11 protein-coding genes, 1 tRNA gene and 1 pseudogene are annotated in these 14,693 nt (G+C 65.5%); 4 read left to right on the top strand and 9 right to left on the bottom strand.

Annotated elements, in window-relative coordinates; translation table 11 throughout:
• Nucleotides 1–3 precede the first annotated feature (3 nt).
• The 8 genes from AC5Y3Z_RS24415 to AC5Y3Z_RS24380 form a co-directional block, all read right to left on the bottom strand.
• Nucleotides 4–927 carry a potassium-transporting ATPase subunit C gene (locus tag AC5Y3Z_RS24415; protein WP_463827482.1) on the bottom strand — a complete coding sequence of 308 codons (924 nt, stop codon included), beginning with the start codon at nt 925–927 and terminating at the stop codon, nt 4–6.
• Nucleotide 928: 1 nt separating this feature from the next.
• Nucleotides 929–3,082 carry a potassium-transporting ATPase subunit KdpB gene (gene kdpB / locus AC5Y3Z_RS24410; protein ID WP_463827516.1) on the bottom strand — a complete coding sequence of 718 codons (2,154 nt, stop codon included), beginning with the start codon at nt 3,080–3,082 and terminating at the stop codon, nt 929–931.
• Nucleotides 3,083–3,089: 7 nt separating this feature from the next.
• The gene (gene kdpA / locus AC5Y3Z_RS24405) at nt 3,090–4,751 is read right to left on the bottom strand and encodes a potassium-transporting ATPase subunit KdpA (protein ID WP_463827483.1); all 1,662 of its coding nucleotides are present in this window, start codon (nt 4,749–4,751) and stop codon (nt 3,090–3,092) included.
• Entirely contained in the window at nt 4,751–4,840 is a 90-nt protein-coding gene (locus AC5Y3Z_RS24400) for a potassium-transporting ATPase subunit F (protein WP_463827484.1), read from the bottom strand. The genes kdpA and AC5Y3Z_RS24400 overlap by 1 nt, the downstream gene beginning before the upstream one ends.
• Before the next feature lie 218 nt (nt 4,841–5,058).
• Nucleotides 5,059–6,588 (bottom strand): sensor histidine kinase, encoded by a 1,530-nt coding sequence (locus AC5Y3Z_RS24395; RefSeq protein WP_463827485.1) that lies wholly within the window; start codon nt 6,586–6,588, stop codon nt 5,059–5,061.
• 7 nt (nt 6,589–6,595) lie between these two features.
• Nucleotides 6,596–7,369, bottom strand: a complete 774-nt coding sequence (locus AC5Y3Z_RS24390; RefSeq protein ID WP_463827486.1) for a response regulator transcription factor — start codon at nt 7,367–7,369, stop codon at nt 6,596–6,598.
• 492 nt (nt 7,370–7,861) lie between these two features.
• The gene (locus AC5Y3Z_RS24385; protein WP_463827487.1) at nt 7,862–9,046 is read right to left on the bottom strand and encodes a PPE family protein; all 1,185 of its coding nucleotides are present in this window, start codon (nt 9,044–9,046) and stop codon (nt 7,862–7,864) included.
• A 57-nt stretch (nt 9,047–9,103) separates the two neighbouring features.
• A complete protein-coding gene (locus AC5Y3Z_RS24380) occupies nt 9,104–9,985 on the bottom strand; it encodes a PPE family protein, SVP subgroup (RefSeq protein WP_463827488.1) in 882 nt (293 codons plus the stop codon).
• Nucleotides 9,986–10,335: 350 nt separating this feature from the next.
• On the opposite strand from AC5Y3Z_RS24380, the gene AC5Y3Z_RS24375 reads away from it, so the two are divergent.
• A tRNA-Leu gene (locus tag AC5Y3Z_RS24375) sits at nt 10,336–10,409 on the top strand.
• Between the two features lie 15 nt (nt 10,410–10,424).
• Here AC5Y3Z_RS24375 and AC5Y3Z_RS24370 read toward each other — a convergent pair.
• Entirely contained in the window at nt 10,425–11,531 is a 1,107-nt protein-coding gene (locus AC5Y3Z_RS24370) for a tyrosine-type recombinase/integrase (protein ID WP_463827489.1), read from the bottom strand.
• Nucleotides 11,532–12,195: 664 nt separating this feature from the next.
• Here AC5Y3Z_RS24370 and AC5Y3Z_RS24365 point away from each other — a divergent pair.
• The 3 genes and pseudogenes from AC5Y3Z_RS24365 to AC5Y3Z_RS24355 all read left to right on the top strand — a co-directional run.
• A complete protein-coding gene (locus AC5Y3Z_RS24365; protein ID WP_463827490.1) occupies nt 12,196–12,558 on the top strand; it encodes a hypothetical protein in 363 nt (120 codons plus the stop codon).
• A gap of 238 nt (nt 12,559–12,796) precedes the next feature.
• Nucleotides 12,797–13,153, top strand: a complete 357-nt coding sequence (locus AC5Y3Z_RS24360) for a hypothetical protein (protein WP_463827491.1) — start codon at nt 12,797–12,799, stop codon at nt 13,151–13,153.
• Nucleotides 13,154–13,703: 550 nt separating this feature from the next.
• A pseudogene (locus tag AC5Y3Z_RS24355) lies at nt 13,704–14,648 on the top strand (IS110 family RNA-guided transposase); the annotation flags it as partial.
• Nucleotides 14,649–14,693: the final 45 nt, after the last annotated feature.

Raw genomic sequence — 14,693 nt, 5'->3', positions numbered from 1 at the left:
GCGCTAACCCGTGGCCGGGTACCTGCGGTCCAACGCGAGATTGAGTTGGACGACGTTGACTGCGGGCTCACCGATGAAGCCCAGCGTGCGATCGCTGCGATACTGCTGCACCATGTGGCGGATCTGATCGGGTGTGGCATGTCTGGCCTTGGCGACCCTGTTCACCTGGATCTCGGCGTAGCCGGGGGAGATGTCCGGGTCCAGGCCGCTGCCGCTGGCGGTGACGGCATCCGCGGGCACCTGGGGCCGGCCGGGCGCGGCGCCGCGCACCGGCACGATCATGCCGCTGGCGTAGTCCTCGCCGAAGACGGCGCATTCGACTCGCACGCCCTGGTAACTGTCCACGAAGGGCAGCTTGGTGGACGCACAGGGCTCGTTGATGCTGACCACCCGCGTCGGGTGCACCACCTGGCCGCGCTCGTTGCGGGGACCCAGCACCGCCAGCACCGAACCGACGCCCGCCGCCGTGCAGAAGGGACGCGACCCGTCCACGCCCTCGAGTCGCCCCACGGCAACGCTGCGCGAGCAGACCAGGGTGAGCAGGCTGGCCTTGAAGCCGGCGTCGGCCGCACTCTTTCCGGCGGCCATCTTGGCCGGATCGGCCATGGTGTCGATGACGTTCTCGGGTCCCAGGTTGCTGCCGCCGGTGGACATCGGGTCGTATCCGGCGCCTGCGGCCGACGGGCGGGACTGGAAGTACTGCGGGAGCGGGTTGCCGGCTGAGTCGGTGAACGATTGCCCGATCAGCTTGCTGCCGAGCGTTGTACCGCCGACCCGCAGCAGGGACCCTTCTGCTCGGTCGTGCAACCCGGGCAGCAGCGCCACCAACCAGATCAGCAGCGGGTAACCGAGGCCGAGCAGCACGGTGAAGACGAGCAACGCGCGCAGTGCGGCCCAATGTTGACGAATCGTGTTGGCGAAGTTCATCTCAGGCGATCCCCGGCAGCAGTTGAACGATCAGGTCGATGAGCTTGATCCCGACGAACGGGGCGAGGATGCCGCCGAGTCCGTAGCGGTAAAGGTTGCGGCTCAACAGCTTTGCGGCCTGGCTGGGCGTGTACCGAACGCCGCGCAGCGCCAACGGAATCAACGCGACGATGACGACGGCGTTGAAGATGACCGCGGACAGTATCGCCGATTGCGGGCTGTGTAATCGCATCACGTTGAGCAGGTCCAGGCCGGGGAACAAGGTGACGAACAAGGCCGGGATGATCGCGAAGTATTTGGCGATGTCGTTGGCGATGGAGAAGGTGGTCAGCGCGCCCCGGGTGATCAGCAGTTGTTTGCCGATCTCGACGATCTCGATCAGTTTGGTGGGGTCGGAGTCCAGGTCCACCATGTTCCCGGCTTCTTTGGCCGCCGAGGTGCCGGTGTTCATCGCCACCCCGACATCGGCCTGGGCCAGCGCGGGGGCGTCGTTGGTGCCGTCGCCGGTCATCGCCACCAGTCGCCCGCCCTGCTGCTCGCGCTTGATCAGCATCAGTTTGTCTTCGGGGGTGGCTTCGGCGAGGAAGTCGTCGACTCCGGCTTCCTCCGCGATCGCCTTGGCGGTCAACGGATTATCCCCGGTGATCATCACCGTGCGGATGCCCATCTGCCGCATCGCGTCGAATCGGCCCCGCATGCCCTGCTTGACAACATCTTTGAGGTGGATGACGCCCAGCACCCGGGCCTCGTCGTCGGGGCGGCCGCCCTGGCGCACCCGGCCCACCACCAGCGGGGTGCCGCCCGCCGCGGAGATGCCGTCGACGATGTTGCCGAGTTCGGCGGGCACGGTGCCGCCATGGCTACGGACCCACTCGGCCACGGAGCTGGCCGCACCTTTGCGCAACTGCCGTCCGTCCAGGTCGACGCCCGACATCCGGGTTGTCGCACTGAACTCGACCCACGAAGCGTTGCCGAGCTCGCCCGGCGTCCGCGCCCGCAACCCGTAGGCCGACTTGGCGTAGACGACGATCGAACGGCCCTCGGGGGTCTCGTCGGCCAGGCTGGACAACTGGGCGGCGTCGGCCAGTTCCTCGTGCGTGATACCGGTAACCGGAATGAATTGTGCGGCTTCGCGATTGCCCAGGGTGATGGTGCCGGTCTTGTCCAACAGCAGGGTGTTGACGTCGCCGGCCGCTTCCACCGCACGGCCGGACATAGCCAGCACGTTGCGCTGCACCAGCCGGTCCATGCCTGCGATGCCGATCGCGGACAGCAGCGCCCCGATGGTGGTGGGAATCAGGCACACCAACAGTGCCACCAGCACGATGCCGCTGATGCCGTCACCGCTCAGCGCCGAGGTGTCCGCCACCCCCGGGTTGTCGGCCTTGGCATAGATCGCCAACGGCTGCAGGGTGGCGACTGCGAAGACGAAGATGATGGTCAGCGCGGCCAGCAGAATGTTGAGCGCGATCTCGTTGGGCGTCTTCTGCCGGTTCGCGCCCTCGACGAGGGCGATCATCCGGTCCACGAAGCTTTCGCCGGGCTTCTGGGTGATCCTGACGACGATGCGGTCGGACAGCACCGTCGTCCCGCCGGTCACCGCGGACCGGTCACCACCGGATTCCCGGATCACCGGCGCGGATTCCCCGGTGATCGCCGATTCATCAACGGAAGCAATACCTTCCACGACGTCACCGTCGCCGGGTATGACCTGACCGGCGGTGACCACCACGATGTCGCCCTGCTGCAGCAGCGGTGCGGCCACCTCCTCGGCCGGGCCGGGACTGCCCGGGGTCCAACTGGTGAGGCGATGGGCGATGGTGTCGGCCTTGGACTTTCGCAGCGAATCGGCCTGCGCCTTGCCGCGTCCCTCGGCCACCGCTTCGGCCAGGTTCGCGAAGACGACGGTGAGCCAGAGCCAGCCGACGGTGATCCAGCTGAACCAGGTCTCTTCCCCGAACGCCAACACCGTGGACCACACGGCACCGATCTCGACGATGAACATCACCGGGTTGCGCCACAGCGTGCGGGGATCGAGCTTGCGTAGTGCGTCGGGCAGCGACGTGACCAGCATGGTGGGGTCGAGCAGGCCGCCCGGCAGCTTTGCGGCCGCGGCGTGGCCGCTGTGCTGGTTCGTCGGTGGTTCGGTGGTGATCGTCACGTCAGTGGATCCCTTCGGCGAGCGGCCCGAGCGCCAGCGCGGGCAGGAAGGTCAGCGCGACCAGGATGAGCGTCACCCCGACCACCAGGCCGACGAACTGTGGTCGGTGGGTGGGCAGGGTGCCGCGGGACTCCGGGGTAAAACCTTGGCGGGCAAGCGAACCGGCCAGGGCGAGGACCAGGATGATGGGGAGGAACCGGCCGAACACCATCGCCAGTCCCAGCGCGGTGTTGTACCAGACGGTGTTGGCGCTCAGACCGGCGAACGCCGAGCCGTTGTTGTTGGCTGCAGAGGTGAACGCGTAGAGCACCTCGGACAGCCCGTGCGGCCCGGAGTTGGCCATGCCGGCCCGTTGGCCGGGCAGCGCCATCGCGACGGCGGTTCCGACCAGCACGATGAGTGGCGTCACCAGGAAGTAGCTTGCCGCCAGCTTCATTTCGCGGGGGGTGATCTTTTTGCCGAGGTATTCCGGGGTGCGGCCAACCATCAACCCGGCGACGAAAACCGTCAGCACGGCCAGGATCAGGATGCCGTATAACCCCGAGCCGGTACCGCCGGGCGCGACCTCGCCCAGTTGCATGTTGAACATCGTCATCAGACCGCCCAGGCTGGTGTACGAGTCGTGCGTCGAGTCGACCGCACCGGTGGACGTCAGGGTGGTGGCGTCGGCGAAGATCGCCGAATCGATGACTCCGAAACGCTGTTCGACGCCCTCGCTGGCGGCACCGACGGCCGTCGGGACGGTGCCGTGGTGCTGCAGCTGGAACACCATCATCAGGGTGACGCTGAGCGTGGCCAACGCGCCGACGACCGCGGCGACCGCGTAGCCCTGTTTCTTGTTGCCCACCATCCGGCCGAAGGTGCGGGGCAGCGAGAAGGGTATGACGACCAACAGGAAGATCTCCACCCAGTTGGTCCACGCCGTCGGGTTCTCGAACGGGTGCGCGGAGTTGGCGTTGAAGAACCCGCCGCCGTTGGTGCCGAGCTCTTTGATCGCCTCCTGGCTGGCGACCGGACCGCCGGGAATGATCTGCGGCGCGCCGGCCAGTGTGCTGGCCACCTGGTCATGCAGGTGGAAATTCTGCACGGCGCCGCCGGCGACCAGGACGATCGCGCCGAGGATCGAGATCGGCAGCAGGATACGCACCGTACCCCGGGTCAGGTCCACCCAGAAGTTGCCGAGCTCCTCGGTGCGGTGGCGAGCGAATCCGCGGATCAGCGCGACGGCGACGGCCATGCCGACCGCGGCGGACAGAAAGTTCTGCACCGCCAACCCGGCCATCTGCACCAGGTGCCCCTGCGTCGATTCGCCCGAATAGGCCTGCCAGTTGGTGTTGGTGACGAAGCTGACCGCGGTGTTCCAGGCCAGCGCCGGACTCAGGTGGGTGGCCGGGTCGGACAGGTGCAGCGGCAGTCGGCTCTGACTGAGTTGCAACAGGTACAGAAAGACGACGCTGACCGCCGAGAATGCGAGCAGGCTGCGGGCGTAGGTCTTCCACGTCTGCTCGGCCGCGGGATCGGCGCCGACCATGCGGTAGACGAGAAGCTCTGCCCGAGAATGCTTGTCGGAGCTGTAGACGCGGTACATGTAGTCGCCCAGCGGGACGTGCGCGGCCGCTATCGCGATCATCAGCAACGCCAGGAACAGCGCACCGGGGCCCATCAGAATTTCTCCGGATAGAGCAGGGCTGCCATCAGCAGCGCCGCGACCAAGACGGCCAGCACCAGGCCCACGGTGTTGGCGAAACTCATCTGTCCAACTTCAGCAATGCCCCGAGCGTGGCGAAGATCGCCACGGTCAGCGCGAGATAGGCCACCACCGACATCTCCGTCTCAACTTTCGCGCACGTGGACCCTCGGGGTGAGGGCCGGATCGAACGTTAGGCGCGACGGCGGCCCGGGGGCCGCGGCCTTGACGGTTTCTTTACGGAGTGGGCCGCGACCTTTACGGCGCAGGCAGCGGCGGCGCGTTAGGTGGCGTCGACCGGCGGATCGATCAGTGGCAGCCGCACCCGGAACACGGTCAGACCATTGGCGGATTCGGCGGCCACCGTGCCCTCGTGCGCCTTGACGATCGAGCTGACGATGGCCAGTCCCAGTCCGTGACCGGAACCGTTGGAACGTGCCTTATCGGCCCGGACGAACCGCTCGAACAGATAGGGAAGGACCTCCGGGTCGATGTCGGGTCCGTCGTCGGCGACCGTCAGCTCGACGTAGGGCCCGCCCGCGCCGTCAGGGTCGGGGTTGCCGGCGGCGTGGCAGGTGATGGCGGTGGTCACCGTGACGTCCGGGGGAGTGTGCACCCAAGCGTTGGTGAGCAGATTGCTCAACAGCTGGTGCAGCCGGGCGTGGTCCCCGTTCACCCACACCGGCACGTCGGGCAGCTTGGTGACCCAGCGGTGCGTGGGGGCGGCCACGGCCGCGTCGTTCACCGCGTTGATCACCAGATCGGCGAAGTCCAGCTCTTCGGTTTGCAGGTCCTGGCCCTCACCCAGCCGTGACAGCAGCAGCAGTTCGTCGACCAGGGACGCCATTCGCCGCGCCTCGGACTCGATGCGTGCCAGCGCGTACTCGGTGGTGGGCGGCAGATCGGAACTGTCCTGGCGGGTCAGCTCGGCGTAGCCCTGGATGGCCGCCAGCGGTGTGCGCAGCTCGTGGCTGGCATCGGTGATGAATTGGCGCATGCGCAAGTCGGATTCGACGCGGTGGGCCAGCGCGCTGTCGACGTTGTCGAGCAACTTGTTCAGGGTGTGCCCGACGATTCCGACTTCGTTGTCCGGGTCGGTGTCCTCCGGACGGACCCGCACCCTGATCTGGTGGTCGTCGTGCGCAAGCGGCATCGCCGCCACCTCCGCGGCGGTTGCGGCGACGCGGCTCAACGGCCGCAGCGCATAGCCCACCACCCACGCCGTCAAGGCGGCGGTGACCAGCAGTGCGGTGGCAACCAGGGCGGCGGTGGTGAGTTGTTTGCGGGAGATGATCGCCTCGGCGATGCTCAGCGAGACACCGACCACCAGGCGGTCGGATCCGGCGATGCGGCTGTCCACCTGATGCGGGCCGAGGGTGCCCAGATTCTCGACGCGCGACGAGCCGTCGGTCCACGACTGCGCTTCGATGGCGCGGATGACATCCGGTGGCGCCGGTCGTGGCTCGTCCTCGGAGAAGACGGCCGACGCGATGACCTTCCCGTCGCGAATCACGGCGATGAGGTTTCCGGGGGTCTGGCCGGTGAACTCCAGCAACGCCTGCGACACCGGCGGTATCCCGTTGTGAACCGAGGTGTGTTCCCCGTTGCGGTACCGCGCGTAGGCGTGGCTGAGCGCGTGCATCGATTCGGCGACTTCGGCGTCGTTCATGGCGGTGACGTAGCCGCGCAGCGTCCACACCGAGACGACGCCGACAGCCACCAGCACCACCGACACCACGCTCAGCACACCCAGCAGCAACTGACGGCGAAGCGAGCGCGGGAACCACCGCGGGGTGTAGCGATCCCCCGTCATGCCGAACTCATTCGGGTGGTCGGAGCATGTATCCAATCCCACGCACGGTGTGGATCATGGGCTCTCTGTCGGCGTCGATCTTCTTCCGCAAGTAGGAGATGTACAGATCGACGATGCTGGTGCGGCCGGCGAAGTCGTAGTTCCACACCCGATCGAGAATCTCGGTGCGGCTCAGGGCACGCCGCGGGTTGCGCATCAAGAAGCGCAGCAGTTCGAATTCGGTCGACGACAGCGACATCGGGGTGCCCCCGCGGGTCACCTCCCGGCTGGCTGCATCGAGCTTGAGGTCGCCGACCTTCAGGGACTCGTCGGCTGGTGGCGCCAGGTGGCTGGAGCGGCGCAGCAGCCCGCGCAACCGGGCGACCAGTTCCTCGAGGCTGAACGGCTTGGTCATGTAGTCGTCGGCGCCCGCGGTCAGGCCGGTGACCCGGTCCATCACCGAGTCCCGGGCAGTGAGGAACAAGGTAGGTGTGTAGGTGTCGGATTCGCGCACCCGTTGCAGGATCTGCAGGCCGTCCACGTCGGGCAGCATGATGTCGAGAACCAGTACGTCCGGGCCGATGCGGTCGAACTTGGCGATGGCCTCGCGCCCATTGTGCGCGATCTCGACATCCCAGCCTTCGTAGTGCAGCGCCATCTTGACCAGATTGGTCAGAGCCGGTTCGTCGTCGACCAGCAACACTCGGATCGGCGAGCCGTCGGCCCGGTTGATTCGCGGCAGTTGCCCAAGAATTGCTTGGCGTGGACGTTGCGCGCGCCCGTATCCCGTCATTGCTGTCATATTCGAGCATTCTTTCAACCGCATATGTGGTTGTCACTGGCTTCATAGATTTCTCAAAACTAATGACCATGGTACGCGGCGGCCGCGGAGCGATCGGATATGCGTTCGATATGCATCGAAGCGGTGCAGACCATCCGCCGGAACTTCCAAAGACTCTGTGATAGCGCATGATTCATCGGTGGGGCAGGTTTCGCAACGGGCGATCCTGCTCCTTTGGGGCCGTCGGCCGGCGACCGTTGGGAGATGTGGGCCGACGACCGGTGCTCGGTGTGCCGACGGGTGTGGGTGAGTTCTGCCGGCCCGGATTCGACGGGGCTGGTACGGCTGCCGAAGGAGTCGGTCGAAGCGATGGGGCAGCAGGCCGGGGGCCCGGAAATTGCCGTTGCTGTAGCAAACTAACGACCTGGTCAATACAAACGCGCGTGGCCGCACCCCCGAAGGAATGCGGCCACGCGTCGAAACGTGCCGGTGTGATCTACCGGGATCGTCGCGTCAGCAGACGACCTGTTTGGGCATGACGATCGGCCGGACGCCGTAGCGCGGGCCGGCAGCGGCTCCGGCGCCCTTGGCGGCCGCGGCCATGCCCGGCATCCCAGCCATCATTCCCGGCGCCGCGGCTTCCCCGGCGACGGTCCAACCACTGCCCGCCAGCGCGGTTCCGGCGTTGGCGGCCACCGGAGCGGCCGCGGCCCAACTCGCCGGTACCGACAGGGTGCCCACCAGCGACGCTTCGCCCATGCTGGCGGCGGCGCCGGCTGCTCCCACGTCGCTGATCAGTCCCGCGGCCGCCCCTTCGGCCGCAATGGCACCCACCCCGGCCGCCTCGGCCGCGGCGGCAATGTTGCCGTCGATGGTGTGGGCGGCGAAGATCCCGTTGGGGATCGCGGCGAACATGAACCACGACGCCGTCACGCCGACCTGCTGGATGCCGTTGAAGATGAATGGGGTGCCCAAGAAGCCGTCGAGTGCCGTGATCAGGTCCTGTGCACCGGCCGGCAGCGCCTTGTAGATGCCATCGCCGATCCCGGTTGCCCCGGTGAGCAAGTTGGACATTTCGCTCTGCAAACCGGTGACGATGTCGCCCAACCCGGCGGCGGGTCCCACCGCCTGCGCGGCGGCGACGGCGGCAGCCTGAGCTCCCGCGCCGCCGGGGTTGGTTTCCGGCGCCAACGGAGTCACCGGTTCCAAGATTCCCGCGACGGCCGAACTGGCCTGGTAGGTGGTCATCGCAAGGACGTCCTGGACCCACATCTCCAGGTACTGGGCCTCGGTTGCCATGATCGCCGGGGTGTTGATGCCCAGGAAGTTGGTGGCGACCAGGGTGGCCAACAGTGCGCGGTTTGCGGCGATCACCGCCGGGGGCACCGTGGCCGCGAAGGCGGCTTCGTAGGCAGCTGCCGAGGCGGAGGCTTGAATGCCGGCCTGCTCTGCCGCTGCCGCTGTCGAGGTCAGCCATGCCACGTAGGGCTGGGCCGCGGCGGCGGCCGCCGCCGACCCGGCGCCGGTCCACTGCTCGGTGGTCAGCGACGTGATGATCGACTCGTACTGGGTCGCGGTCGTGCTCAGCTCGGCGGCCAGGTTGTTCCACGCCGTCGCGGCCGCCATCAGCGGGCCGGCGCCTGCGCCGGCGTACATCAGCGCGGAGTTGACTTCCGGGGGGAATCCTAAGAAAGACATGTCCTATCCGTTTCTTTTAGTTTGATTCCGATTAGTGGCAGGCTCGGCGTGCGGGGCTTAGACGCTCACCGGTTTCGGCATGACGATGGGCTTGACCCCGTAGCGAGGTGCACCGAAACCGGCGCTGTTGCGGGCCGCCGACGCCACGCCAGGCATGCCGGGATAGAACGCGCCGGGTGCAGCCGCGGGCGCTGCGGTCGTCCAGCCGGCTCCGGAGAGCGCACCCGTGGTGGAACTCGACACCAGGGTGGTGCCCGCGGCCCAGCTCGGTGGCACCGACATCGAGCCGACCATCGCGGCCTCGCCGACCGCCGCGATCGGCGCGCCGCCGCTCACCGCGCTGACCGCTGAGGCGCCTTCGGCCGCGGTTGCGGCTTCGGCTGCCGCGGCAAGTTCTTCGGGGACGCCGTATCCCTCCGGCATCAAGCCGCCGCTGGTCAGACCGAGCATGTTCGACGAGGCCGAGGCGAAGTTACCGATCTCGTAGCTGGCGATGTTGGCCATGTTCCCCGAGAGGCTGAGGGGCTCACTGTTCACGCTTCCGACCGGTCCGCCGAGCAGCGTCGCAAGTTCGGTGAAGATGTCCGAGACGGGGTCGGAGGCCGCCGGGGCGGCGGCGGCGGAGCCGACGGCGTCCGCCAGAGTCGCCGCTGCGGCGTTCGCCGACTCCGATGACTCGTAGGTACCGCTGCTCATGCCGAGGGTCTGCACGAACTGTTCCTGAATTGCCTGAGCTTCGGCCGCAAGTTGCTGATACAGAGCGCCGTAGGCGGTGAAGATCCCGGACTGGATGATCGACACCTCGTCGGAAGCCGCGGGAGAAATGAAGGTGGTCGGGGCCGCCGCGCCCGCGTTCTGCGCCGCCAAAGCACTGCCGATGGCACCCAGCTGTGCCGCTGCGGCGGACAGTTCTGCAGGTACCGCTGTCAGGTATGACATCTGTTGCTCCTTGTATCCGGAAACATGGCCGACCTGTACTGCCCGTCGGCCCTGAGTGTTTGCGTAACGGCTGCTGTGCGTTGGCGTAACGCTAACGAGCTACTGCCCCACAGTTCCCGCCGAAGCGCACAGGGTGACGGACGTTTACGGCCTCTTAACGATCGCGTGGATGCTTTTAACAAGCTCTTGGCGGCTGATACGGCCGTGTCATATGCCCCAACGGGGTGGGCGCGCCTATTCAGATGCGCGGCGCGCGATCCTAGCGGAGTCCCCGCCCCGCCGCACATTGGCGTTGCGCGGCCGACGGCATGCCCGATCGGGGCGCATCGCACACTAGATTCACTCGCTGAGCCCCCATAGCCCAATTGGCAGAGGCAGCGGACTTAAAATCCGCACAGTGTCGGTTCGAGTCCGACTGGGGGCACAGAGAAAGCGCTGCTCAGTAGCGTTTTTGCTCGAATGCCTTTGCCTGCAGTGGAGAAATCGTCCGCAGATCGTCCGCAGCAGTTTGTACGGCAGCGTCGAAAGCGTCCGCGATGCTGCCCAGGTCATCAGGGAACAGGTGGCCGTAGCGGTCCAATGTCAGGGTGGCCGTCTTGTGGCCCAGCAGTGTCTGCAGCACCTTCACATTCGCCCCCGCGCTGATCGCCGGTGATGCGCACGTATGACGCAACTCCTGTGGGGTGATCTCGGGAAACTCCAAAGTGGTCGCTTCGCCTGTTTCCTTGAGCTCTTGCGCGCGTTGCGCCCTCTCGGAGGCGAGGACGGCCTGCACTGCCGGGTCAAATACCCACCGAACTTCTCCCAGCGTGAGATAGCCGCCGCGCCGTGAGAAAAAATCAATCGCTGCGCCCTTGTTGCCCTGTATTTCGGTTCTCAGGAGCGGTGCTAAGAACTTGGGCACCGGCACGGTGCGGGCACTGTGATTCTTGGTCGGCCCCTCAACCAGCCCCGCACCGGGAACGTAGGTCACTGACCGGGTGACCCGAATGCGCCGCGCCTCAAGGTGCAGGTCCCCCACGCGGAGGGCGGCAGCTTCACCGAACCTCAGCCCGCAGTAACCCAGCACCAGGACAAACGTGTGGAACCGGCCCGAGGCGATCGCCAGCCGGTGCAGCTGCTCATGAGTGAGATAGCGCTGCTCTAACTCGGGCAGCCTGGGCAGTTCGATCCCGTCAGCAGGGTTGGCGGGCAGGTGTTTGGCCTTGACGGCGAACTTCAGGACCGCACCGATCAGCTGGTGGGCCTGGCGCACCCGAGAGGCGCTGAGCCCCTTGCCCTCGAAGCGCACCGAGCCGTCTACTGCCAGGCCAGTAATCCAGATCTGTAAGTCATCAAAGCTGATCTCTCGCAGCGGTACGTTCTCCCATTTGGGTAGGACGATCGTGTCCAGCAACGAGCGGTAACCGGCGACGGTCTTAGGTGCCCGCGTGGCCTTGGTGGAGATCCACCGCTCCGCCATCACGCCGAAGGTGACGGCTGAGAGTTTGGGGTCGGTCCAGGTGCCGGTGACCTGGTCGCTGACTTGCGAGCATTGGCGCTCCATTCGCCGTCCTGCCGACGCGACCGACGCGACCTCGCCGCGTTATCCCGTGTGCTGAACGTGCACTCCTACCGGAAGTCGCCGCTCGCGTGCAGCGTTCCCATTCTTGAGCAGCATCACACCGTCTGGTGGTGAGTGGTGATCGTCGTTGAGGGCGGCGTATTGACGTTGCTATAAACGGGACCTGTTTCTCGCGCAGTTGTGTTCATTGAGGTGAAGGCGGATGGATCCTCTGTTGGTGTCGAGTGGCCACTTTTGCCTGTTATCTCACGGTAGAAGCGGATCAGACGAAACACGAGCAACAAAACCATTCACCAACCACAGCTGTCACACGATTATCTACCAGTCCAAATAAGAGGTCGCCAAACCGACGAATCAATATCACGAAAACGGCCACGCGAATGGCCGCCAGAGATTATTCTGTTCTCGGGGTTTGGGGGCGGAGATTGCCGGGGGGCATCGCGCGTTACCGCTGGTCAATAGGGCACATGCGCCTTTTGGCGTGCTCCTTTGGGGGCGTGCGCACCACACACAACGAAATTGATGCCGACGCGGCCATCGCGGGTCCACCAGTTAACCATCACGCTTGGCCATATCCGGGGACGTGTGTTCTGCAATCGGCTCCAACCTCATATCTGAATCAAGCTAGCAAACCCAAGGAACCCGCATGAACAAGATCGTCGCCGCCGCCGCAGCCGCCCTGGCGGCGACCGGCATCTCACTGGCCGCTGCCGCCCCCGCTCACGCCGACTCATTTGTGCGTACCACCGTGACCTGGGTGGGAGCTGACTGCATCCTCATCTACCACGGCTGGAATGGGGTGGCCAAGCCGGTCTGTAATCCCAGCGGCACCTACACCTACACCGAGGGCAACGCCTGGCCGGGGGATCAGATCGGGCTGGATCCGATCATGGGCTCGGCAAGCTACATCGACTGCAAAATGTGGATTAACGGCGTTCTGTCTTGGTCAGACGCCGCCTACGCAGGTGATGGCTCCGACGTCACCTGTCACCGGATCCTAACGGCCTGATCAGGTTCGAGCGGGCGGGCAAGCTCCTCCTGCCGCCAGATACGTGTCGGCGGCGACGCGAGAAGCGACAGCGGGCGATGAGCGAAACATCCCAGGACGGAACTGTGGTCGTCATCGTCGACCCGAAGTCCACCACTGCTGCGCATCTATCTGGCTTGACCCACAAGGCAATACTCACCGGGCCGCTACGCCCCATAGAGCTGAACTGATTCAAGGAACCACTGAAGGAGAAATCGCCATGTCAAAGAAGGCAATCGTCGCCGGATCGGCGGTGGGGGCTGTCGCGGTCACAATTGGGCTAGCGGCACCGGCTCACGCGGACAGTTATCAAGCCCAACAACATCGGATATGGGCGGTAAACAACTTCGGTCCCTCGTTATGCGCCCAGCTTGACGCAGCGCCTACGGCGCTTAACGTTCACAACTTCACCAACAGGCTGGTCGGCGTGCGCCTTTCGGACGGTTGGTACTTCTTCCAAGACGAGGCTGAGCAGATCACAGCAGCGTCCATTAATACCTATTGCCCGCAGCACCAAGGGCTTTACTTCGGTACAAAATTTGGGGAGGGGTTTCTCCAAGGACTCCTCGGCGGATAAGGCCGGGAGGGAGAGGGAGGAAAGAGAACACCATGAAGCGTTTATCACTGATCGTCGCCGCTGTTGTCGGCCTCGGTGTGCTTTGCCTGGCGACGACTTTGGGCCTAGCGCTAGCGTCTGCTGATCCGTCCTGGACGATGCCGAACCTGATTGGCAAGGATCTGCAGGGCGCTCAGGATGCCATCCAGTCATTGACAAATGGTCAAGTGTGGTACTCGGGCTCGAAGGACTTGACCGGTAAGGGCCGTTCCCAGGTCGTCGATCGGAACTGGGTGGTGTGCACTTCGACACCCCCGCCTGGGGCTGCTATTACTACGGGCACCAGTATCACGTTTGGCGTGGTTCGCATTGACACTGAGAAGTGCCCTTAAAGTAATTTTTGCACGCCCACTAAAATCGCAGAATATGTCGACGGGCCGTTACATACGCTAGCCCCCAACTCTCTGAAAGCCAAAGCGCTAACAGCTATCTGGCTCGTGTCCCAGGCCGAAGGGGAACCTGACGACAAGCGCTACCGCAGCGGGTTTCTGCGTCATCGACACACACCGGCGCGGTGCTCGCGGGCGCTACCTTCCCGAACACCGGTCCGGGACACCGCCGGGCGCTGTCCTGGATCCGCCGACACAGCCCGGCAATGAACGTCTTGGCTGCGGTCGAGGGCACCAGCTCCTACGGCGCCGGGGTCACCGCGGCACTGGGGGCTGCCGGCATCGAAGTCACCGAAGCTCGTCCCGTGGGCCGGCACCGCGATCGTGCGGGCAAGTCCGATGTGATCGACGCTGAGCTCGCCGCACGATCAGTGCTCGGGGTCGAACGCCAACGCATACCGGTACCCCGCCAGAGCAGTGAACGCGAGGATCTGCGGATTCTCTTGGCCGCACGCAGGATCCTCGATCAGCAGCGCACCGCCAACCGCAACGCATTGACCGCCCTGCTCCGGACAGTCGACCTCGGAATCGATGCACGCAAACCACTGCACGACAACCAGATCCGAGCGATCGCCGCATGGCGGATCAACCAAAAACTGGCCGCCACGAACACCCACGCGGTCGCACGCCAACTAGCCAGAGCGGTCCTGGAACACACGACCCAGCTGCAGGACAATCATCAGCAGCTGCGCGCCCTAGCCGCGCACGCGGCCCCCGGGCTCCAAGAGCTCTCCGGTGTTGGACCAGTCACCGCAGCCATCATCATCTGCGCCTACTCCCACCGCGGACGCATCCGCTCCGAGGCTGCCTTCGCCGCCCTGGGCGGCGTGGCACCACTTCCCGCCTCATCAGGCAACACCACCCGACACCGCCTGTCCCGCGCCGGGGACCGCCAACTCAACCGCGCGTTCGACATCATCGTCCGCAGCCGAATGACCAGCGACCCCACCACCCGCCGCTACGTCGCCCGACGCACCGCAGAAGGCATGTCCACCCGCGAAACCCGACGCTGCCTCAAACGCTACGTCTGCCGATCAGTCTTTCGACAACTTCAAGCCGCCACTTGACACCAGACCATATGAGGTGAGCCCCCTGTAGTGGTCCAGTCGTTG

The organism is Mycobacterium sp. NGS61, assembly GCF_059812325.1.
This window is presented reverse-complemented; position numbering and strand designations above follow the sequence as displayed.

What these genes read in the sequence shown, in the direction of transcription:
- AC5Y3Z_RS24415 (WP_463827482.1), bottom strand. Translation starts at nt 927, where the DNA reads ATGAACTTCGCCAACACGATTCGTCAACATTGGGCCGCACTGCGCGCG.
- AC5Y3Z_RS24395 (WP_463827485.1), bottom strand. Translation starts at nt 6,588, where the DNA reads ATGACGGGGGATCGCTACACCCCGCGGTGGTTCCCGCGCTCGCTTCGC.
- AC5Y3Z_RS24370 (WP_463827489.1), bottom strand. Translation starts at nt 11,531, where the DNA reads ATGGAGCGCCAATGCTCGCAAGTCAGCGACCAGGTCACCGGCACCTGG.
- kdpA (WP_463827483.1), bottom strand. Translation starts at nt 4,751, where the DNA reads ATGGGCCCCGGTGCGCTGTTCCTGGCGTTGCTGATGATCGCGATAGCG.
- AC5Y3Z_RS24380 (WP_463827488.1), bottom strand. Translation starts at nt 9,985, where the DNA reads ATGTCATACCTGACAGCGGTACCTGCAGAACTGTCCGCCGCAGCGGCA.
- AC5Y3Z_RS24365 (WP_463827490.1), top strand. Translation starts at nt 12,196, where the DNA reads ATGAACAAGATCGTCGCCGCCGCCGCAGCCGCCCTGGCGGCGACCGGC.
- AC5Y3Z_RS24390 (WP_463827486.1), bottom strand. Translation starts at nt 7,369, where the DNA reads ATGACAGCAATGACGGGATACGGGCGCGCGCAACGTCCACGCCAAGCA.
- AC5Y3Z_RS24385 (WP_463827487.1), bottom strand. Translation starts at nt 9,046, where the DNA reads ATGTCTTTCTTAGGATTCCCCCCGGAAGTCAACTCCGCGCTGATGTAC.
- AC5Y3Z_RS24360 (WP_463827491.1), top strand. Translation starts at nt 12,797, where the DNA reads ATGTCAAAGAAGGCAATCGTCGCCGGATCGGCGGTGGGGGCTGTCGCG.
- AC5Y3Z_RS24400 (WP_463827484.1), bottom strand. Translation starts at nt 4,840, where the DNA reads ATGAGTTTCGCCAACACCGTGGGCCTGGTGCTGGCCGTCTTGGTCGCG.